Here is a 21,232-nt window from a genome sequence, read left to right as displayed (position 1 = left end):
GTGGAGCGTTTCGCGAAACGATTCACGTGAAACGAAATTTTAACAAAAGGCCCGGCGGTTCATTTCCGCCGGGCCTTTTGTCATTCGGAGAATATCAATCAACCTTGCCGGTGAAGCGTCCTTCGAAGGCCACATCCGACAGGGGCAGTCGTTTACTCGGCACTTCCCGCTCCGCCAGATCATCAGGGAGAACGGATTTGTCGGTCAGTATGCCGATGGCAACCCCGGCCTCCACCTTGTAACCTTCCGGCACGTTCAGTTTTTCAACGATCTTGTCCTTCAATATGCCAGCCATGCCGTGGGCGTGGTAACCAAGCAGGTGGGCCTGCATGGCAAGCGAAAACCAGGCGGCACCTGCATCGAAGGAATGGGTCGCCGAAGGTTTTTTCTCGCCTTCGCGCGAGATGTTGTAGTCGCGGGAAATGACGAAGAGCAGCACGGAGGCGTTTTTTGCCCAGCGCTGGTTTCCTTCCATCAGCAGTTCCACGAAGAGCGGCCAGTCTTCGCTATCCTTATACGCATAGACAAACCGCCACGGCTGATAATTGGAGGCGGAGGGTGCCCAGTGCGCCGCATCCAGAATGGTCATCAGATGCTCTGCCGGCATGGGGCTGCCATTAAAGGCGCGCGGAGACCAGCGGTTGAGGAAAAGGGGATCGACGGGATATTCGGATTGCCTGTTATTGCTGTTCGTCACGGGCCGTGTCCTTTTGATTGCCGGGAAGGAAAAGGTATTTTTCGAAACTTGGCGCAGTCAAGGGGTGACAAGTATGAATGCATCGTTCATATATGCATCACCTTGTCTGACAACCGGGAGAGAGTTCCATGAAATTGATGCGTGTTGGCCAGCCCGGCCAGGAAAAACCAGCAATCCTTGACGCGGAAGGAAAAGTCCGCGATCTGTCCGCCCATGTGAAAGATATCGGCGGCGACGCGATTTCTCCCGAGGGCCTCAAGAAGATCGCCGCGATCGATCTTTCCACCCTGCCGGTGTTGAGCGATGAGCGCATCGGCGCTTGCGTTGCCGGTACGGGAAAATTCATCTGCATCGGCCTCAACTTCTCCGACCATGCTGCCGAAACGGGTGCCACCGTACCGCCGGAACCGGTCATTTTCATGAAGGCGACCTCGGCCATCGTCGGTCCGAACGATAACGTCACCATTCCGCGCGGTTCTGAGAAGACCGACTGGGAAGTCGAGCTCGGCGTCGTCATCGGCAAGACCGCCAAATACGTCTCGGAAGCCGATGCTCTCGACTACGTCGCCGGTTATTGCGTTTCGCATGATGTGTCCGAGCGCGCCTTCCAGACGGAGCGTGCCGGCCAGTGGACCAAGGGCAAGTCCTGCGACACCTTCGGCCCCATCGGCCCCTGGCTGGTGACGAAGGAAGAAATCGCCGATCCGCAGAACCTCGGCATGTGGTTGAAGGTCAATGGCCAGACCATGCAGGACGGTTCCAGTAAGACCATGGTCTACGGCGTCGCCCATGTGGTTTCCTATCTCAGCCAGTTCATGTCGCTGCATCCCGGCGATGTCATTTCCACCGGCACACCTCCGGGCGTCGGCATGGGCCTGAAGCCGCCGCGTTACCTGAAGGCTGGCGATGTTGTGGAACTCGGCATCGAGGGTCTCGGTTCCCAGAAGCAGACTTTTGTCGCCGACATCTGATCGCAAAGGCGTTCAACGGAAAGTGAGGCGCTGGCGGGAAACCGCTGGCGCCTTCGATTTTGTGCACCTGCGAAAAGCTGCTATGGTCAAAAAAAGAGCGTGATCGCGAGGGAGGCGTCATCAGTGTTCTACCACCTCTATGAAATGAACCACGCGGCCATGGCGCCGCTGCGCGCCGGTGCCGACATGATGCGCCAGGCCTGCAATAATCCGCTCAACCCGCTTTCCAGCACGGCGTTCGGGAGAAGCCTCGATGCCGGCTTCGAAGTCTTCGAGCGCCTGACGCGCCGTTATGTCAAACCGGAATTCGGCCTTGGCACGACGATTGTTGATGGCCAGACCGTAGCCGTTGCCGAAGAGATCGTCTGGTCGCGCCCCTTCTGCAATCTCGTTCATTTCCAAAAACAGCTTGATCCTGCCCGGCAACCGGATCCGAAAGTGCTGCTCGTGGCGCCGATGTCCGGCCACTATGCCACCTTGCTGCGTGGCACCGTGGAGGCGCTGCTGCCTTCGGCGGATGTTTACATCACCGATTGGGCCGATGCCCGCATGGTGCCGGTGAGCGAGGGCACTTTCGATCTCGATGATTACATCAGTTACGTCATCGAGATGCTGCGCGCGATCGGGCCGCGGGCGCATGTGGTCGCCGTATGTCAACCATCCGTGCCGGTATTGGCTGCCGTCTCGCTGATGGAAGCGGATGGCGACACGTTTGCGCCGGCATCCATGACGCTGATGGGGGGCCCGATCGATACGCGCATTAATCCCACCGCCGTCAACGGTCTTGCCAAGGCGAAGCCCATTGAATGGTTCCGCGACAATGTCGTCATGCAGGTTCCATGGCCGCAGCCTGCGTTTGGCCGCAATGTCTATCCCGGCTTCCTGCAGCTGTCCGGTTTCATGTCCATGAACCTCGACAAGCACATGACGGCGCACAAGGATTTTTACCTGAACCTTGTCAAGAATGACGGCGACTCCGCTGAAAAACACCGCGAATTTTACGATGAATATCTGGCCGTGATGGACCTGACGGCGGAGTTCTATCTGCAGACGGTGGAAACCGTGTTCATCGATCATGCGCTTCCGAAGGGGAAGATGCTGCATAGGGGCAGGGCGGTTGATCCCACCGCCATCCGCAATGTCGCATTGTTCACCGTCGAAGGAGAGAATGATGATATTTCCGGCGTCGGCCAGACGAAGGCGGCCCATGATCTCTGCCGGAACGTTCCTGAAGACAAACGCGCTCACTACATGCAGCCGGATGTGGGGCACTATGGCGTCTTCAATGGTTCGCGCTTCCGCAGGGAAATCGTGCCGCGCATGCTGGACTTCATCCGCAAGCATCAGGCTGCTTAGGGTTAGGTGGCGGGCGAGGTCATGCATTTGCGTGGCCAAGCGACCGACGAATCGGCTATGAAGGGCTCATGTTTTCGCTCCTCAGAAAATCCCTGAAGTCGCCGGCGCCCAAGAAGGCCGCGCCGAGCCAGCGCACCGTTGCGGTGGCGGGCCGGCAGATACCGATCAGCGTGAGGGAAAACCCGCGGGCCACGCGCATCACCTTGCGCATTGAGCCGGGCGGACGGGCGCTGAAGCTGACGATCCCGCTGGGACTGCATCACCGCCAGGTGGATGATTTTCTCGAAAGGCATCAGGGCTGGCTGGAAGGCAAGCTTTTGAAGTTCAGCCCTGATGACGGTCTGCGTCCCGGTGCGACCATCGATATCAGAGGCATTTCCCATTGCATCGAACATACGGGCAGCCTGCGGGGCCTGACCCACATTGCGAAAGACGCTGATGGTGTGGCTGTTCTGAAAGTCAGCGGTGCGCCGGAGCATCTGAGGCGGCGGATTGCGACCTTCCTGAAAAAGGAAGCGAAGGCCGATCTGGAACGGCTGGTTGCCATGCACGCCCGCGCCGCCGGCCGACCGGTGCGGTCCATCAGCATGAAGGATACACGCAGTCGCTGGGGTTCCTGTTCCCACGATGGAAACTTGAGTTTCTCCTGGCGTATCGTCATGGCCCCGGAAAGGGTCATCGACTATCTCGCAGCCCATGAGGTCGCGCATCTGAGCGAAATGAACCACGGCCCGAAATTCTGGGCGCTGTGCGAAAAGCTCTGCCCGCACACCAATGAAGCCAAGGACTGGCTGAAACGTCACGGCTCCAAACTTCACGCCATCGATTTTGATTGAAACAGGCGGCGTGCGTCGCCATCTGGATTCACGTGAAACATTCCATCAAAAAGGGATGCGATTTGGCTCGACTCTTGTCGCATTTCATGTCAGGTCGCGGGTATGAAACCGGATATCAAGATTTGCGGATTGAAGACACCGGAAGCGCTGGAGCGCGCCGTCCGGCGCGGCGCGTCCCATGTCGGTTTTATTTTCTTTGAGAAAAGCCCGCGCAACATCGAGCCCGATATTGCCGGCAGGCTGGCGGAAGCCGCCCGCGGTGCTGCCAAGGTGGTCGCCGTCACCGTCGATGCCGATAATGATTATCTCGATGAAATTGTCGATCTCGTAAGGCCGGATATCCTGCAACTGCATGGCAGCGAAAGCCCGGAGCGGCTGCTGAACATCAAGGCGCTTTACGGCCTACCTGTGATGAAGGCGATTTCCATCCGCGATGCCGCTGATCTTGCCAAAATCGACCCCTATATCGGCATAGCCGACCGTTTCCTGCTCGATGCCAAGGCGCCCGCCGGTTCCGACCTGCCGGGCGGCAATGGCGTCTCGTTCGACTGGACGATCCTGCGCTCACTTGACGAAAGTGTGGATTACATGCTTTCCGGAGGGCTGAACAAGGATAATGTCGCCGAGGCGCTGGCGGAAACCAGGGCGAGCGGGCTGGATTTGTCATCCGGTGTGGAAAGCGCGCCGGGCGTCAAGGATTTGTCCAAGATCGATGCTTTTTTCGATGTGGTGAATGATTGGTCGAAAGGCCCAAAGGGAGCTTGAAGTGAACGACACGCCAACACCCAATTCTTTTCGTGCTGGTCCCGATGAGGACGGCCGCTTCGGCATTTACGGAGGACGCTTCGTTGCCGAAACGCTGATGCCGCTTATCCTGGATTTGCAGGCGGAATGGGACAAGGCCAAGAGCGATCCCGAGTTTCAGGCCGAACTGAAATATCTCGGCGCGCACTACACCGGCCGCCCGAGCCCGCTTTATTTCGCGGAGCGTCTCACGGCGGAACTCGGCGGCGCGAAGATCTATTTCAAGCGCGAAGAGCTGAACCATACCGGCTCGCACAAGATCAACAATTGTCTCGGCCAGATCCTGCTGGCCAAGCGCATGGGCAAGACCCGCATCATCGCCGAAACCGGTGCCGGCCAGCATGGCGTCGCCTCGGCAACGGTTGCTGCACGCTTCGGCCTGCCTTGTGTCGTTTATATGGGCGCGACTGACGTCGCCCGTCAGGCCCCGAACGTATTCCGCATGAAGCTTCTGGGCGCTGAGGTAAAGCCGGTCACGGCCGGCCATGGCACGCTCAAGGACGCGATGAACGAGGCATTGCGTGACTGGGTCACCAATGTCGAGGATACCTATTACCTGATCGGTACCGCGGCCGGCCCGCATCCCTATCCGGAAATGGTCCGCGATTTCCAGGCGGTCATCGGCGAGGAAGCCAAGGCGCAGATGCTGGAGGCGGAAGGTCGCCTGCCGGATCTGGTCGTTGCCGCTGTTGGCGGTGGCTCCAACGCCATCGGCATCTTCCATCCTTTCCTCGACGACAAGAATGTCCGCATCGTTGGCGTCGAAGCCGGCGGCAAGGGTCTTTCGGGAGACGAGCATTGCGCCTCGATCACCGCCGGTTCGCCGGGCGTGCTGCATGGCAACCGCACCTATCTGCTGCAGGATGAGGATGGCCAGATCAAGGAAGGCCATTCGATCTCCGCAGGCCTCGACTATCCCGGCATCGGCCCTGAACATTCCTGGCTGAACGATATCGGCCGCGTCGAATATGTGCCGATCATGGACCACGAGGCGCTGGATGCCTTCCAGATGCTGACCCGCCTCGAAGGTATCATTCCGGCTCTGGAGCCGAGCCATGCTCTGGCCGAAGTCATCAAGCGCGCGCCAAAAATGGGCAAGGATGAGATCATCCTGATGAACCTTTCCGGTCGCGGCGACAAGGATGTCCACACCGTCAGCAAGTTCCTTGGAATGGATGTATAAGATCATGACTGCACGTATGGACAAGCGCTTTGCCGATCTGCGCGCTGAAAATCGCCCGGCCCTGATCACCTATTTCATGGGCGGTGACCCGGATTTCGAAACCTCGCTTGGCATCATGAAGGCGCTGCCGGAAGCGGGCGCCGACGTAATCGAACTCGGCATGCCGTTTTCCGACCCGATGGCGGATGGCCCAGCCATTCAGCTGGCCGGCCAGCGCGCGCTGAAGGGCGGACAGACGCTGAAGACCACGCTCGATCTCGCCCGCGAGTTCCGCAAGCAAGATAATGCGACGCCGATCGTGATGATGGGCTATTACAATCCGATCTATATCTATGGCGTCGAAAAGTTCCTGGACGACGCGCTTGCCTGTGGCATCGATGGCTTGATCGTGGTTGACCTGCCGCCGGAAATGGACGACGAACTTTGCATTCCCGCACTTGCGCGTGGCATCAATTTCATCCGCCTGGCGACGCCGACCACGGATGGCAAGCGTCTGCCGGCCGTCCTTAAAAATACCTCAGGTTTCGTGTATTACGTCTCGATGAACGGTATCACCGGTTCAGCGCTTCCCGATCCGTCGTTGATCTCGGGCGCTGTCGGTCGTATCAAGGCGCATACGGAACTGCCGGTCTGTGTCGGTTTTGGCGTCAAGACGGCCGATCATGCGAAGGCGATCGGCGCCGTGGCGGATGGCGTGGTGGTAGGTTCCGCCATCGTCAACCAGATTGCGGGCAGCCTGACCAAGGACGGGCAGGCGACCGCCGACACTGTGCCGGCCGTTACGACGCTGGTAAAAGGACTTTCAACGGGCGTGCGTGCATCGCGCCTCGCCGCTGCGGAATAAGCGCGCGGCCCAGTCAGGAGTAGACAGTTGAACTGGATCACCAATTACGTTCGGCCGCGGATCAATTCCATGCTCGGCCGCCGCCCGGAGGTTCCGGAGAACCTGTGGATCAAGTGCCCGGAAACGGGTGAGATGGTCTTCCACAAGGATCTGGAAGACAACAAGTGGGTCATCCCGGCTTCCGGTTACCACATGAAGATGCCGGCCAAGGCACGCCTTGCCGATCTTTTTGATGGTGGTATTTATGAGGCCTTGGCCCAGCCGAAAGTGGCGCAGGACCCGCTGAAATTCCGCGATTCCAAGAAATATACCGATCGCCTGCGTGACAGCCGCGCAAAGACCGAGCAGGAAGATACGATCCTTGCCGGCGTTGGTCTTCTGAAAGGCCTGAAGATCGTCGCCGTCGTGCATGAATTCCAGTTCATGGGCGGTTCGCTGGGCATTGCTGCCGGCGAGGCCATCGTCAAGGCCTTCGAGCGCGCCATCTCCGAGCGTTGCCCGCTCGTCATGTTCCCGGCATCGGGCGGCGCCCGCATGCAGGAAGGCATTCTTTCGCTGATGCAGCTGCCGCGCACGACGGTTGCGGTGAACATGCTGAAAGAGGCAGGCATGCCCTATATCGTGGTTCTGACCAACCCGACCACAGGCGGCGTCACGGCCTCTTACGCCATGCTGGGCGATGTCCATATTGCCGAACCGGGCGCGGAAATCTGCTTTGCCGGCAAGCGCGTTATCGAGCAGACCATTCGCGAAAAGCTGCCGGAAGGCTTCCAGACCTCGGAATATCTGCTGGAACACGGCATGGTGGATATGGTCATCGATCGTCGCGAAATCCCGGACACGCTGGCCAATCTGCTCAAGATCATGACCAAAGCGCCTGCTGACAATGCAAACGCCGTCATTCCGCTGGCCGCTTCGGCCTGAGGAAAAAAATATGTCGCCCGGAGGCATAAACTGCCTTCGGGATGATGCTATAACGTTGCCTGATCTGATTTTTGGGGCGGCGGAGAAATGGCAAACAAAACGCCTGAAAGGCGAACGGAAGACATGACGAAGCCCGCGATCGGTGAGGCCGAAAAGATCATTGAAGAGCTGATGCAGCTCCACCCCAAGGGGTTTGATCTTTCACTCGACAGAATTTCCCGTCTTCTCGAAAAACTCGGCAATCCGCAAAACAGAATGCCGCCGGTGATCCATGTGGCGGGCACCAATGGCAAGGGCTCGGTCAGTGCCTTTTGCCGGGCTTTGCTGGAAGCGGCCGGACTTCCTGTTCATGTCCATACCAAGCCGCATCTCGTCAACTGGCATGAGCGCTATCGTCTCGGCGTTGCCGGCGAGAGGGGCCGCTTTGTTGAAGACGCTGTCTTCGCGGATGCCCTGCGTCGCATCGAAGTTGCGAACGATGGGCAGAAGATCACCGTTTTTGAAATTTTGACGGCTGTTATGTTCCTGCTTTTTTCGGAGCATCCCGCTGATGCCGCGATCGTTGAGGTTGGATTGGGCGGTCGCTTCGATGCGACCAATGTGATCAATAACCCTGCCGTTTCCATTATCATGCCTATTTCGCTCGACCATGAAGCCTATCTCGGCGACCGCGTGGAGCTGATCGCCGCCGAAAAGGCTGGCATCATGAAAAAGGGTTCGCCCGTCGTCATCGGCCATCAGGAATATGATGCGGCGCGCGAAACGCTCGTCGCCACGGCCGAGCGGCTTGGTTGCCCGGTCTCCGTCTACGGGCAGGATTTTTCCGCCCATGAAGAATTCGGCCGCATGGTCTATCAGGATGAGTTCGGCCTGGCAGATGCGCCTTTGCCGCGTCTTCCCGGCCGCCATCAGCTCGCCAATGCCGCCGCTGCGATCCGCGCCGTAAAAGCAGCCGGTTTCGAAGTGACGGAACGGATGATCGAAAAGGCCATGACTTCAGTGGAATGGCCCGGCCGTCTGCAGCGCATCCTGACCGGCAAAATCGCTGAGATCGCCCCGAAGGGCGCGGAAATTTGGATCGATGGCGGTCATAACCCCGGCGCGGGTGAAGTGATTGCCGAGGCCATGGCAGGTTTTGAGGAAAAGACGCCGCGCCCGCTCTTCATCATCGCGGGCATGATCAATACCAAGGATCCGGTGGGTTATTTCAAGGCTTTCGCCGATATTGCCGAATATGTCTTCACCGTGCCGATCGGCGGCACGGATGCGGCGATCGACCCCGTCGTGCTTGCCCATGCCGCCTTTGATGCCGGTCTGGTGGCAGCGCCCACATCGTCGCTGACCCATGCGCTGGAGGAGCTGTCGCGCCGTGTGGATCCCGAAGGACCACCGCCGCGCATCCTGATCGGCGGATCGCTTTATCTTGCCGGAAACGCCCTTGCCTTCAACGGCACCGTTCCCCAATAAAAAAGCCCGGCAGTGATGCCGGGCTTTTTTCATTCCATGAAAACGGCTCAAGCGGCGCTGGAAATCCAGGCGGAAAGCGCAGTCTTGGGTGCAGCGCCTACCTTGATATCAGCCACTTCGCCACCCTTGAACATGGCGAGCGTCGGGATAGAACGAACGCCGAACTGGGCCGCCAGTTCCGGATTTTCGTCGATGTTGAGCTTCGCAACCTTGACCTTGCCGGCGAGCTCGGAGGAAATTTCCTCAAGGCTCGGCGCGATCATCTTGCACGGACCGCACCATTCGGCCCAGAAATCCACCACGACGGGTTCGGCGGATTCGAGGACTTCGGACTGGAAGTTGGCGGCATCGACTTTTACGGTAGCCATATCTGGCTCTCCTTTCAGCTAATCTTTTCCGCTATCGATGTGATGCGGGCGCGTCGAAATTTCAATGCCCCGGTATCTCACTTTGTCTTTATTGCGGCAAGGGCCTCTGCCATGGCATCGTCGCCAACCCGCACAAAAGCGGCATTTTCCGTATAGATCAGCGCACAGACAAATTCCTTGCCGGGATAAAGCGGCGCCAGAATTTCACGATAGATCGCAAGCTGCGCGACGTGCGAGAAGGGGATCTCGCGTGCTTCGCGCGGCGGTACGCGGTTCGTCTTGTAGTCGACCAGAATGACCCGATCACCCTCCACCGCCAGCCGGTCGATGCGGCCGGAGACGGCATAGTGCTGCCGGCCGAGGGTCATCGTGCCTATGATCGACACTTCCGCACGGCTGTTGGCGGAAAAGGCGGGTTGCACCGCCGGTTCGGACAGGACCCGCAAAACCGCCTGGATCAAATGTTCGCGCTCAGTGGCGGGCCAGAAACGCGCCGCGCGCTCGGCATAACGCCGGGCCGCCTCTCCCCGCTCGCTTTCCGCAAAATCCGGCAGGGCCTGCAACATGCGATGCACCAGCCTGCCCCTTTGCAGGGCAAGGCTGGAAGCGTCGGTCTTTTCCCCGAACAGCGGTGAACGCACGGCCAGATCGTCCGCACCGTCATCAATGATCGTCCCAGCACCGGAAGGGCTGAGTGGCCTCGGCAGGGAGGGTAGGGCAGGCAACGGTGTGAGGAGGCCGGCGGGAAGCGCGTGGTCTACTTCCTGCTGGGGTTCCGCCGGCTTTTGCGGGGCGGGCGCCGCGCGTGCTTCGGACTTGCGCCAGACAAGCCCCTGCCATTCCTCGCCATCGGCACTGAACAGCTGCGGCTGGCAATGATCCTGATTATCCGCAAGCGCCGCCTTGACGATAGCGTGCCAGCATTCGGGATTTTCCTTCTGGCCGCGATAACCGCAAACGACAAGATGATCGGCGGCGCGGGTCATCGCCACATAAAGCAGCCGGCGATATTCATCTTCCGCCGCCGTCTTCAGGCGTTCCTCATCCGAGCGAATGAGATGATTGGAAAAACCGCTGCCGGGCAACCAGACCGGAAAGGCATCGCCGTCCGCTTCCACGAAGCGCAGTTTCGGCACATGGCTGTGGTTAAAGGCTTTCGAGCCGCCATCGACGACAAAGACCACCGGAGCTTCCAGGCCCTTGGAGGCGTGAACGGTCATGATGCGCACTTCGCCGCGATCCTTGTCCTGCTCGCGTTTCACTTCAGGTGAATCGGTCTCCAAAACGGAAAGAAAGGCCTGAAGGCCGGGCAGGCCGGTTCTTTCGTGATCCAGCGCAAAGGACAGGAACTCGTCGAGAACGTCGCTCGCTTCGTTGCCGAGCCGGCCGAGGAATTTTTTGCGCCCGTCATGCAGGGTCAGAACCGCCGCGAAGAAATCATGCACCGTGGCGGTTTTCGAAAGTGATATGAAATGCCGAAGCTTGTCGGTGACGATGGATAGACGGCTGGTCTCTTCCTGCGAAAGGACTTGCAGCCTCTGCCAAACGCTCTCCGTTTCGGATCGGACGGCTGCGATCTCGAAGACATCGTCTTCCGTCAGGTTGAAAAGCGGGCTTTTCAGCAGCGCCGCCAGCGAAAGATCATCCTCCGGCAGCACCACGAACCGGCCGAGCGCCAGAAGATCCTGTACGGCGATGTGATCGGTCAGGCGGAGGCGGTCGGCACCGGCAACGGGAATGTTCTTGCGCCGCTTCAACTCGCGGGTCAGCGCATTGACGAAGGCAGCGCGTTTTCTGACAAGCACGAGAATATCGCCGGGTTCGACGGCGCGCTCCACGCCCTTTTCAATGATGGTTTCATTGCCGATCATATCGGCAATGCGTGCGGCGATGCGGCGGGCGACGATGGTGGCCGGCGCGGTTTCCCGCAGCGCATCGAAGGGGGCCGTCCAGTCCTCTTCATCATCAGTGGTTTCCGGTGCCACCATATCCCACACTTCCACGGTGCCGGGATGGCCGGCGCGGTTGGAGCGGTGTTCGACAGGCTCATTGTCGGCGCTGAGACCGCTCGCGTTTTTCGGGTCCGAAAAGACCTGATCGACGGCGGCCAGCACATCTTCGGTGGAGCGGAAGGAGAGCGGCAGGCGGATGCGATGAAAAGCCTGCTCCACCTGATCGACACGCCTTTTGGTCTCGTCACGCTCCTGCGAGAACCGTTCCGGCCGCGCGCCCTGAAAGGAATAGATCGACTGTTTTTCGTCACCCACGGCAAACAGCGTGCGCCGCCCCATGCGGGCGCTTTCACCGTTGAAGAAATCCGCCGCCAGCGACTGGATGATCGACCATTGCACCGGGCTGGTATCCTGCGCCTCGTCGACCAGAATATGGTCGATGCCCTGATCCAGCTTGTAATGCACCCAAGCGCCTGCCGTGTCGCGATTGAGCAGATTGGCGGCACGCTCGATCAGGTCTTCGAAATCCAGCTGGCTTCGCTGCTTTTTCAGGTCTTCGAAATCGCCAATCAACCGTTCGGCCAGCACAAGGGCACTTTTTGTCGCCGCCAGCATGCGCACCAGACGATAACGATTGCGGCAGGCCACGACATGGTTGCGCGCCAGCGTCAGCGCATCAACGAGATCAGGCGCGGATTTCTGCATGCCCTTGTTGATGACATAGGCATCCGATTTTTTCTCACCCTTGGCCGTCAGCAGCGCAGCCTCGATGAATTCCATCCGCCGCACCGGGTCCGTCTGCCGTTTTGCTTCCCTGAGCGCATAAGCGACCTCGATGACACGCGATCCGCCCACCTCATCGGCAAGCGTGAGATAGGTGTCGAGCGCCAGCCCGGAAAGGCCGGGCAGGGGCCAGAAGGCCGCCGCTGCGGTCTCCTCGGTCTCCCCGGCAGCAATCTGCATATCCTGCCGCAAACGGGCATCGAGGCCGCCCGCCTGTTTTGCCTCGTGCAGAAAGGTGCGAAGCGCGCTGCGATTGGCGATGATGGCGGAAAGCAGTGCTTCCAGCCCGCTTTCGTCGGCGAGATCGAGCACATAGGCAAGCGCCTGCGCCAATTCCCCGTCGCCCTCGGCGGAAACCGCCGTCAGAAGCGAACGGCGCGCCTCGGCCAGAAGCGTGGTGGCGGCGCGATCGTCGAGAACCGAGAAATGGCCGGCGACATTGGCCTCCAGCGGAAACTGGTGCAGCAGGGCTTCGCAGAAAGCGTGGATAGTCTGGATTTTCAGCCCGCCCGGGGTCTCCAGCGCCTTGGCGAACAGCCGCCGCGCTTCAGCTAGCTTGATACGATCGGGCACCTTGCCTTCGATGGCGGTGATGCGATCCTTGAGATCGGAATCCGGCAAAGTTGCCCATTCCGCCAGCCGGTCGAACACGCGGCTCGACATTTCAGACGCCGCGGCCTTGGTATAGGTGAGGCAGAGGATAGCCGAGGGGCGGCATCCGGCCAGAAGCAGGCGAATGACGCGCTGGGTCAGCACATGGGTCTTGCCGGAGCCGGCATTGGCCGACACCCAGGCGGAACTTGCGGGATCCGAGGCAAGCCGCTGCCGGGCACTGGTCCAGTCGATCCAGCTTTCCGGCGTATCGGCGGCGGGTCCGGCGTCGAAGGGATCAATCGTCATCGCCGTCTCCCGGTTCCGCCGTCGACCATTCCGAAACCCGGGCGAGATGATCATATTCCCCGCCATAGGATTGCTGTTCTTCCGGCACCAGCCGTGAGGCGAAACCGTTTTCACCGTCGCGCAGCGAGCGCACGAATTTGGCGAGTTGGTCGATCGATTCCGTCGCCAGTTCGATAGCGGATTTCGGTGGTCGTTTGCTACTTCGGCTGGAATGTTCGTTATTCACCTGATCGGCAAAAAAACGCTCGCCGGGCCGCAGGCGCACATAGATGAGATTGTCAGGCGTGGGTGAACCCGTTTCGCGGAAGGCGCCGCGCATCATTGCCGCCGCTTCCAGCGCCAGTTGCGGGTCGAGCAACGCCCGCGCCTGATTGACGGAAGGTGCAAGACCAGTCTTGTAGTCGATAATATCCGCCTGGCCGCCGGTCTTGATGTCGATACGGTCGGCGACGCCGGTCAGCCGGATGCCCGCCTCGGCGATCTCCTGCCCGGCCCGTGCTTCGAAGAAGCTGCGGCGGATGGAGGGTTGCCGTTCCTTCTCCCAATCGATGAAGGCGCGGGCCACCGCTGCAAAACGCGGACGCCAGATGACATCCACATGCACGGGCAGGTTTTCCGCGTCAAAACATTCGTCGAGAATGCGTTGCATCGCCTCAAGCGAGGCCGGTGTGCCCGGAATATGGCCCTCACGGGAATAGCGTTCAATAATCCTGTGATAGAGCGTACCGCGATCGGCAGCGTTCGGGTCGCGATTGAAGGGGTCGAGCGGATCGAGCTTCAGGATACGCCGGGCATAGATCGCATAGGGATCGCGCCGCAGCCGACCCACTTCGCTGAAGGAGTAGCTTTTTGGCTGCAGATCGGCCGGCGGTTTGGGGGCAGGGCGCTTTGCCGTCTCCTGATCGATGCTTTCATCCATCAGACCTGCCCAATGGCGATAGGTCTCGCCGCGCCTCCTCAGTTGTTCGGCGAAATTCTCGCCACCCAGAGCCAAGAGCCTTTGCAGCCAGCGGGAGGCGACGGCGGGGGTGGAGCCCTGCCTCAGCGCCCGGGTGTAAAAGATTTGCCTTGTGCCGTTCGCCATCTCGAAATCATGCGCGAGCTGGCCGATGCGCCGTTCCGGCGGCTCCAGCCCAATGGCTGTCTTCATGCTGCGGGACAGGAACGGATTGTTCGCCGTCTGGCCCGGCCAGAGCCCTTCATTGAGACCGCCTATGACGACGGTATCGACACTTTGCAGTCGCGCCTCGAGCGCGCCGAAGATGAAAATGCGCGGATGACGCATGGAGCGCGGCTTGATTGATTCGCCCGCCACAAGTGCTGCAAAAATATCAATCCATTGCGGCCCGTCCGCGTCGAGGATCTCACCGCTCTCCATCAGTTCCGCAAAGAGGCTTGAGAGTTTGTCTCCCGCCTCGCCGGACCATAATGCCGCCAGGTCACTGATGTCATCCGCACAGATGGCCTCGATCACTCGGCCTGTCCGCCCCGCCCAATCGGAAAGCGGCAATTTATCGGTGAAGGCGCGGCCGGAACGGTCACGACGGATGAGGGCCGAACCGAGCGGCTCCGTTGCAGTCGCGATCCGCCGCGCGAGATCGCGGGCCGCATCAACGCTCCCCTCTGGCAGCGCCACCCGCCAGGCGGGGGGGTGCCGGTCATCGCGCTGGGCCAGAAGCTGCGCATCCAGAACCACTTCGAGATTGCCTATTTCGGTTTCGACGCGACCACCGCGCAGGGCGATCAGTTCCAGTGCTTTCGAGGCCCTGGTAAAAGCGTCACCGGAAAGCCCGAAGCGGGCGAGGGGATGCTTCAGAAGCGAAATGATCGGCACCGGGTCTCCGGGCCTGAGAATGGCTTCCAGCGCCAGTTGCGTCAGCCCTGCCTGCGGCGTAGCCGAAAGCGGCGTACCGGCCGAATCGTCTGCTTCGATGCCAAAACGTTGCAACTCTGTCGCGACCCGCCGCGCCAGTCCGCGGTCGGGTGTTATCAGCGCCGCCTGGGACGGCCGCCCAGGACCCGGGGCCTCCAGCGCCAGTCGGAGCGCCACCGCGATGGCGGTCGCCTCTTCACGCTCGTTCGCGGACTCGATCAACGTAGCCGCCGCGAAGGCCTCTTCGAAAAAGCCGGGATCCCTGTCTTCGCGCCAGCGGTTCCAGTCGCTTGTGGACTTGGCGGGTGCGAGTGCGGCCGAAAATACGGCCGCCCGTTTTTCCAGATCAGGATCGAGAGCACCGATCTGAACCACCTCGTCCCTGAGCATGCCGAGCTTCTGCAGTAGCATATAAAGCCCGTATTGCGAGTGCGTGCGGCTCGAAGGATCGGTGGGGTCCTCGGCAATCGCCTGCCACTGTTCTTCCGGCATGGCAAGATCGAGCCCCGGTAGCACGACGGTACCTTGCGGCAGGGCGGCAACGGCGGCGATGAGATCGGCGGCGGCCGGAATGGAGCCCGTGGAGCCAGCAACGATGATCGGCCCCGTATCCGGCAAATTGGCAAGCCGGTCCGCCTCCGCCCGCAGGATGGCGTTGCGATGCCGGCCCGCGGAGGAACGGTTGAGTTCGGCAAGCCGCGCCGGCCAGAAAACGCTGGCGATCCTCAGGAAATCCGCCGTCAGCTGCCACCATTGCGCATGTTCGCCGGTATCGAGATGCTGAAGCGCCTCCCAATCCTTTTCTTCGGTATCCATCGCGTCGATCACCTCGCCGAGCGCACGCGCGAGCCAGATGGCGTCGGCGGGGCTGGCGGGGGCGACCAGCGGTGAATCCGAATGAATCGCCCGGATGGCGTCGGGCAGACTGTTGCGCCAGGCGAGGATGAGGCGTGCCAGTTCGATCAGCCGGCCGGTGCCGGAAATCGGTGGCGCCAGATCCATGATCTCAGGATTTTCGATATCGAAGAAACCGCTATCGTCATCCGTTTCACCGAGAGGCCGGATCAGCGGCAGGATGGCGGACCGGCCGCCCAGTAGATCGACGAATTCGGAGCGCAACACGCGGGCGGAGCGCCGCGTCGGCACATAGATCGTCACACTCGCTAGCGAAAGAGGATCGGTCGGATCATATCTATAGCCGGCTGTCAGCCGCCCGTCACACAGCGTTTCCGCGAGCGTCTTGAGGAACGGTGTTCCCGCAGCGATCGTCAGGACGCGCTTTGCGTGGTGGGTGAGCGTCATGCGAAACGTTTTTCCCTGAATTGCCGGATGATGCTTTCCGCGTCGTCAATCGCGTCAGGTGTTCCCACGGTGATCCAGTGGCCATCCAGAGAAAGCCCGAAAAGCCGGTCTTTTTCAATGGCGCGGTCGAAATAGATATTGAGGTTGAAAGCATCCGCCGGCGCGTCGTCAAGCAGCCGCGAATCGATGGCGATGGCGCCGGCATAAACCACCGGGTTAGCGTCACCGTCTTCATAACGCTTCAGCTTTCCGTCGCCGGCGAGGTTGAAATCCCTCTTGCCATTGTGGCCTGTGGTGCGATCCATATCGACGCAAAGCAGCGCCATGTCCATGCCGGCCGGGTCGAAGAATTGTGCAAGCTTGCGCAGATTGCTGACGGCGTTCAATTGTTCGCCGATCCAGAAAAGATCGGCGTTCATGACGAAGACCGGGCCGGGTTCCAGAAGCTTCAGGCCCTTGGCGAGCCCGCCGCCGGAATTCATCAGTTGCGTACGTTCATCCGAGATCAGAATTTCCGCATCGGTGCGATGTCCAAGGTGGGCGATCATCTGTTCGGCATGGTGATGCACATTGACGACGATTGTTTCAGCCCCGGCTTCGACAAGGGCGTCGAGTGCGTAATCGATCATCGGCTTGCCGGCGATCTTGACGAGCGGCTTCGGGATCGTATCGGTGATCGGGCGCATCCGCGTGCCAAGCCCGGCGGCCAGCACCATCGCGTTTTTGATCGTCATTATGGTCAACCGTGTTAGTCGTTAAAGTCCATGCCCATGCGGACACACCATTCTCGGAGTGGCGCGAGTTCGGGATGCGAAAGCGCGTCAGCGAGATAACGGAACGTCCTCGGCATATGTTTCATATAACCGGGTTTCTTGTCCCGTTCCAACAGCCTCACCCAGATACCGGCAAGCTTGCAGTTGCGCTGCGCCGACATGATGGCGAAAGCCTTGAGGAATGTGGCCTCATCGAAGGCAGGGGTGGTTTTTCTTTTGTCGAGATAATGCGAAAGCAGGCGGGTCTGCAATTCGGGGGAGATGGTGACCCGCGCATCCTGCACGATGGAAGCGAGATCATAAGCGGTGGGGCCGATCATCGCATCCTGAAAATCGATCAGTCCGACCTGACGGATGCCGTTGTTCTCAGCCTGCCAGAGAATGTTCGGCGAATGGAAATCGCGCAGCAGAAGCCCCATTTCGCAGCCGGCGAGGGCATCGATCAGGCCATCCCAGATGGCGTAATAATCCTGTTTTTCGCCCTCGGTGAGTGCTCCGCCGCGTTTATGGGGCAGATACCATTCCACCAGCAGCGAGACTTCGATCTTCATCGCCTGCCGGTCGAAGGGAGGAATGTCGTAGGTGCTGCCATCACGCATCGGCAGCAATGCCGGGCGCGCTGTCTGGTGGAGGGCGGCGAGACAGGCGACACTTTGAAGATAACGTTCTTCTATTGGTGTGCCATCGGCAGCCAGCACACCCTCCCGCCCGAGATCCTCCAGAAGGAGAATGCCCTGATCGATATCAGCGGCCAAAATCTCCGGCGCATAGAAACCGCTGTTTCGTAGATAGTCACCGATCGCCACGAAGGAGCGCGCATCCTGGGCAAGATGGACGATTTCCGCGTAAGTCTTGCCATCCGCAACGATTGCTCCCCGCATGGGGCGCCGCCAGTCCATCAGAATAAGGTCGGAGCCATCCGTGGAAATCGTTTCATAGGCGCGTGTGGAGGCATCGCCGCTCAGGAAACGGCGGGTCGCATCACCTCTGCCGTTTTTCGCCAGGAATTCACGAATGGCGAAAACACGGTCGAGCCGTGCTTTCTGTTGGGCGGGCGCCTCTATCACGGCCACGCGCCCATCACCCGAATGCGTCAGCCGCAGGGTGATCGTCTGCGCCGGCGGCAGAACCTCGGCGGCGATGTCAGGCCATTCGATCAGGCAGATACCGTCCTCCAGCATCTCGTCGATGCCGAGTTCATCCAGCTCCGAAACGTCTGAAAGCCGATAGAGATCGAGATGGGCGACTGGAATGCGGGTGGCGTATGTCTGGATGATGGTGAAGGTGGGGCTTGGAACTTCGAGATCGGGTTCATCCGCCATCGCCCGGATGAAGGCGCGGGCTAGCGTCGATTTGCCGGCGCCGAGATCGCCGATCAGCGCCAGGCAATCGCCGGGTTTCAGGGCCAAGGCAAGGTCTTCACCGAGCCTTATGGTGTCCTTTTCTCCCGCCAGCGAAATGGTGATCGGCAAGATGTCTTCGCTCATTCTGCGGCGATGGAATGCGGCCGTGAGCCGGAGGGAATGCGGCAGGTGACGATGGTGCCGTTGCCGGGCCGGCTGTCGATGCTGACGGTGCCATGATGCAGGCTGACGAAGCTTTCGACAATGGAAAGGCCAAGTCCCGCACCGGTTCGCCGCCCGCCATTGCCACGCGTCGCAAAGCGGTCGAACACCGTTTTCAGCATGTCTTCGGGAATGCCCGGTCCCTTGTCCGCAACGGAAAACACGAAGTCACCCTCGCTACGCTGGCAGGAAAGCTGAACCGAGGAGCCTTCGGGCGCGAAATTGATCGCATTGGTCAGGAGCTTGATGAGGATCTGCTTCAGCCGTTGGTGATCCGCCACCAGACTGCCGAGATGGGCAGGCGCGACGATCTCCAGCGAAATGCCGCTCTCCTGCAGCCGGTCGGCGATCTGCACCGAAACGTCGTCAAGCAGCTCGTTTAGATCATTATCCGAATAATTAAGCTGCATGATGCCAGCATCGACGGTCGCGAGATCGAGGATATCGTTGACGATGGTCAGGAGAACCGAAGAGGAGGTGGAGATATGGTCGAGATATTCCGCCTGCCGCTCCGTTAATTGGCCGATGCCGGGGGTCTTCAGGAGATCGGTGAAGCCGATGATATTGGTCAGCGGCGAGCGCAGTTCGTAGGACACATGCTGCACGAAATCGTTCTTCAGCTCGTCCGCCTTCAGGAGCGCGTCGTTCTTTTCCTTGAGCGCCCGCTCGGCGCGCACGCTGTCCGTCATGTTGACGAAGGTCAGCATGGTCTGCGCATCCGGCAGCGGAATGATCGCATAATCGAGTACGAGACCGGAAAGCAGCTCCAGCGTGCCCTGCCGCGACGGCCGTTCGTCATCGAAGCTGGTGATGAACTGGCTGAAGGCACGCCAGCCGTCCGGCCCGTCATAGGATTGAGCGCAGGCGGTTTCGATGGCGCGGATATGCGTGCCTGTTTCCGCCTGTTCGGCGGTCACACCCCAGAGCGCCCGGAATGCCGGGTTGGACAGGCGAATGCGCCCATCTGCGCCGAACACGGCGACACCTTCGGCCAGATGATCGATGGTTTCGCCCTGCACCTTGACCAAGGTGTTGTAGCGCATCTGAAGATCGACCTGCTCGGTCAGGTTTTCGAAAACCCAGGTCGCGCCACCCTGCGGATGGGCCGTGGCGATGACCCGCAGTGTCTGGCCGTTGGGCAGGTGCCACAGATCGGTCTTGGTATCGAGCGAACGATAGACGGAAAGCGCCGTCTCCTTCCAGTTCTTCCAGTTCAGCTGCTCGGGCAATTTGCCGGCGCTGCGCAGCCGGTCCAGAAGCTCTGAATTGTCGGGACCCGATTCCAGGAAAACCAGATCGAAACCCCACAGGCTGGCAAAAGCCTGATTGTAGAATTGCAGCCGCTGCCGGCCATCGAAAATGGCAACGGGCGTTGCCAGATGATCGAGCGTTTCGGCGTGGCTTTTCAGAACTCGCTTGAGTTCCTCGCCGATGGTTTCGGCTTCGGTGGCATCGATGGCGATCCCGGCAGACCCGCCCGCCGTCTTGATATCAACGACGTCAAAGAAGCTGCGATTGCCGGAAACGACGGTCGAAATGCGATCGTGATAGGGCGACTCCGGCGTCGCCGCCGCGCGTATCTTCTGCCGGGTGACGGTGTTCAGAAGTTCGCGCTTTTCCTGAATGGCCTGCTCGGCATCGCGCGCATCCACCGCATGAGCATAAGCGTGGTTGACCCAGGTGAGTTCACCTTCGCCATTGCGACGCCAGACCGGCTGTTCGATGGAATCGAGAAGTTCCTGAAATGTCGATACGGAGGCAAGCAGACGCTCGCGCTCCACCTGCAATTCGGCGAGTTCGGCGCGCAGATTGTTGAGCGCGATGAAGCGCGCAAAGGCATTGCCGCCGGAAACGCGTCCCTGAACTTCAATGACTTCACCGCGCTGCGTCTCGATGGTCAGATCGAAGCTCTGGGCGTGGCTGCGCAGTTTTTCGATGGATTTTTCAAGCTGGCTTGCGGAAGCCGGTTTCAGCCAGCGGCCGAATGCCAGAAAATCCTGGTCCGCCTGCGGCACACCGGTCTCAGCCGGCAGCTGTCCCAGAAATTCGGGCCGCTTGTCCGCGCCGTCCCAGATGACGATGCGGCGGCTCCTGTCGGAAATCAGCGCCTCGTATTTCGCGATCTTGTGGTGGGATTGCGCAAGCGCCTGACGGTATTCGCTGCTTTCCGCCTCGATATTGCCGCGCTGGCGCACCAGCCAGACGACGGAAAACAGCGTTGCCGAAAGCATGCCAACGAAAAGCGAATAGGTGATGGTTTCTCCAGAGGAGAATAACCGTGCGCCGGTCTTTGCCACAAGGCCGTCCTGCGCCATCGCAACGGTGGTAGAGCCGGTGAGAACCGTGCCTGAAAGCAGGACATGCGCCCGCGAAAAGCCGGTCCGGATCGCACGGATTACCAGCCGGCAACGTGCCAAAGCATTTCCAGAAAAAGTGGAGGCCGGTTTTCCATCCGGAAAGGCGCAGAAATGCTCCGACGCCTGCGCGCTCAATGCCACGCCCGCATGCGTGTTTTCAACGCGTTGAACTGTCTGCTCGCGCAGATCCGAATTGTGAACCGTCATCCCCGGTCTGTCTCCGTCCTATGTGCCGCATCTTCGACAAGACATCCCATTTCGTCCCCGCCGCCCTTTG

The 21,232-nt window shown here is 60.1% G+C and carries 15 protein-coding genes; 8 read left to right on the top strand and 7 right to left on the bottom strand.

Annotation, left to right across the window (positions count from 1 at the left end; translation table 11 throughout):
* Positions 1-94 precede the first annotated feature (94 nt).
* Positions 95-697, bottom strand: a complete 603-nt coding sequence (locus tag AC5YUO_RS07955; RefSeq protein ID WP_496152916.1) for a nitroreductase family protein — start codon at positions 695-697, stop codon at positions 95-97.
* A 128-nt stretch (positions 698-825) separates the two neighbouring features.
* Here AC5YUO_RS07955 and AC5YUO_RS07950 point away from each other — a divergent pair, with 128 nt between their 5' ends.
* The 8 genes from AC5YUO_RS07950 to AC5YUO_RS07915 all read left to right on the top strand — a co-directional run bounded on the left by AC5YUO_RS07950 (position 826) and on the right by AC5YUO_RS07915 (position 9,082).
* Positions 826-1,668 (top strand): fumarylacetoacetate hydrolase family protein, encoded by an 843-nt coding sequence (locus AC5YUO_RS07950; RefSeq protein WP_496152915.1) that lies wholly within the window; start codon positions 826-828, stop codon positions 1,666-1,668.
* Between the two features lie 123 nt (positions 1,669-1,791).
* A complete protein-coding gene (locus AC5YUO_RS07945) occupies positions 1,792-3,024 on the top strand; it encodes a polyhydroxyalkanoate depolymerase (protein ID WP_496152914.1) in 1,233 nt (410 codons plus the stop codon).
* A 68-nt stretch (positions 3,025-3,092) separates the two neighbouring features.
* Positions 3,093-3,860 (top strand): M48 family metallopeptidase, encoded by a 768-nt coding sequence (locus tag AC5YUO_RS07940; RefSeq protein ID WP_496152913.1) that lies wholly within the window; start codon positions 3,093-3,095, stop codon positions 3,858-3,860.
* Between the two features lie 102 nt (positions 3,861-3,962).
* Entirely contained in the window at positions 3,963-4,625 is a 663-nt protein-coding gene (locus tag AC5YUO_RS07935) for a phosphoribosylanthranilate isomerase (protein ID WP_496152912.1), read from the top strand.
* Position 4,626: 1 nt separating this feature from the next.
* Positions 4,627-5,847, top strand: coding sequence for a tryptophan synthase subunit beta (trpB, locus tag AC5YUO_RS07930; RefSeq protein WP_496152911.1), 1,221 nt, complete (start codon positions 4,627-4,629; stop codon positions 5,845-5,847).
* 4 nt (positions 5,848-5,851) lie between these two features.
* Positions 5,852-6,691, top strand: coding sequence for a tryptophan synthase subunit alpha (gene trpA / locus AC5YUO_RS07925; RefSeq protein WP_400817308.1), 840 nt, complete (start codon positions 5,852-5,854; stop codon positions 6,689-6,691).
* 27 nt (positions 6,692-6,718) lie between these two features.
* Positions 6,719-7,615 (top strand): acetyl-CoA carboxylase, carboxyltransferase subunit beta, encoded by an 897-nt coding sequence (gene accD / locus AC5YUO_RS07920; protein ID WP_400817306.1) that lies wholly within the window; start codon positions 6,719-6,721, stop codon positions 7,613-7,615.
* An 87-nt stretch (positions 7,616-7,702) separates the two neighbouring features.
* A complete protein-coding gene (locus AC5YUO_RS07915) occupies positions 7,703-9,082 on the top strand; it encodes a bifunctional folylpolyglutamate synthase/dihydrofolate synthase (protein WP_496152910.1) in 1,380 nt (459 codons plus the stop codon).
* Positions 9,083-9,129: 47 nt separating this feature from the next.
* On the opposite strand, the gene trxA is transcribed toward AC5YUO_RS07915, so the two are convergent.
* The 6 genes from trxA to AC5YUO_RS07885 all read right to left on the bottom strand — a co-directional run bounded on the left by trxA (position 9,130) and on the right by AC5YUO_RS07885 (position 21,162).
* A complete protein-coding gene (gene trxA, locus AC5YUO_RS07910; RefSeq protein WP_269347108.1) occupies positions 9,130-9,450 on the bottom strand; it encodes a thioredoxin in 321 nt (106 codons plus the stop codon).
* 77 nt (positions 9,451-9,527) lie between these two features.
* Positions 9,528-13,085, bottom strand: a complete 3,558-nt coding sequence (addA, locus tag AC5YUO_RS07905) for a double-strand break repair helicase AddA (protein ID WP_496152909.1) — start codon at positions 13,083-13,085, stop codon at positions 9,528-9,530.
* Complete coding sequence (addB, locus tag AC5YUO_RS07900) at positions 13,075-16,260, bottom strand: double-strand break repair protein AddB (protein WP_496152908.1); 3,186 nt, start codon at positions 16,258-16,260, stop codon at positions 13,075-13,077. The genes addA and addB overlap by 11 nt, the downstream gene beginning before the upstream one ends.
* Complete coding sequence (locus AC5YUO_RS07895) at positions 16,257-16,994, bottom strand: nucleotidyltransferase family protein (protein ID WP_496152907.1); 738 nt, start codon at positions 16,992-16,994, stop codon at positions 16,257-16,259. Before AC5YUO_RS07895 ends, addB begins: the two co-directional genes overlap by 4 nt.
* Positions 16,995-17,008: 14 nt before the next feature.
* Positions 17,009-18,520: a tRNA (adenosine(37)-N6)-threonylcarbamoyltransferase complex ATPase subunit type 1 TsaE gene (tsaE, locus tag AC5YUO_RS07890; RefSeq protein WP_496152906.1), complete on the bottom strand. Its 1,512-nt coding sequence runs from the start codon at positions 18,518-18,520 to the stop codon at positions 17,009-17,011.
* Positions 18,517-21,162, bottom strand: coding sequence for a sensor histidine kinase (locus AC5YUO_RS07885; protein WP_496152905.1), 2,646 nt, complete (start codon positions 21,160-21,162; stop codon positions 18,517-18,519). Before AC5YUO_RS07885 ends, tsaE begins: the two co-directional genes overlap by 4 nt.
* Positions 21,163-21,232 lie beyond the last annotated feature (70 nt).

This window comes from Agrobacterium sp. LEGMi-208b, assembly GCF_059511785.1.
Note: the sequence above shows the minus strand (reverse complement) of the source record. Positions and strands in the feature narration are given on the sequence as shown.

Excerpts from the sequence above, each read along its gene's own strand:
- tsaE (WP_496152906.1), bottom strand. The coding sequence starts at position 18,520 with ATGAGCGAAGACATCTTGCCGATCACCATTTCGCTGGCGGGAGAAAAG.
- AC5YUO_RS07950 (WP_496152915.1), top strand. The coding sequence starts at position 826 with ATGAAATTGATGCGTGTTGGCCAGCCCGGCCAGGAAAAACCAGCAATC.
- AC5YUO_RS07940 (WP_496152913.1), top strand. The coding sequence starts at position 3,093 with ATGTTTTCGCTCCTCAGAAAATCCCTGAAGTCGCCGGCGCCCAAGAAG.
- AC5YUO_RS07885 (WP_496152905.1), bottom strand. The coding sequence starts at position 21,162 with ATGACGGTTCACAATTCGGATCTGCGCGAGCAGACAGTTCAACGCGTT.
- AC5YUO_RS07915 (WP_496152910.1), top strand. The coding sequence starts at position 7,703 with ATGGCAAACAAAACGCCTGAAAGGCGAACGGAAGACATGACGAAGCCC.
- trpA (WP_400817308.1), top strand. The coding sequence starts at position 5,852 with ATGACTGCACGTATGGACAAGCGCTTTGCCGATCTGCGCGCTGAAAAT.
- addB (WP_496152908.1), bottom strand. The coding sequence starts at position 16,260 with ATGACGCTCACCCACCACGCAAAGCGCGTCCTGACGATCGCTGCGGGA.
- trxA (WP_269347108.1), bottom strand. The coding sequence starts at position 9,450 with ATGGCTACCGTAAAAGTCGATGCCGCCAACTTCCAGTCCGAAGTCCTC.
- addA (WP_496152909.1), bottom strand. The coding sequence starts at position 13,085 with ATGACGATTGATCCCTTCGACGCCGGACCCGCCGCCGATACGCCGGAA.
- AC5YUO_RS07935 (WP_496152912.1), top strand. The coding sequence starts at position 3,963 with ATGAAACCGGATATCAAGATTTGCGGATTGAAGACACCGGAAGCGCTG.
- AC5YUO_RS07895 (WP_496152907.1), bottom strand. The coding sequence starts at position 16,994 with ATGACGATCAAAAACGCGATGGTGCTGGCCGCCGGGCTTGGCACGCGG.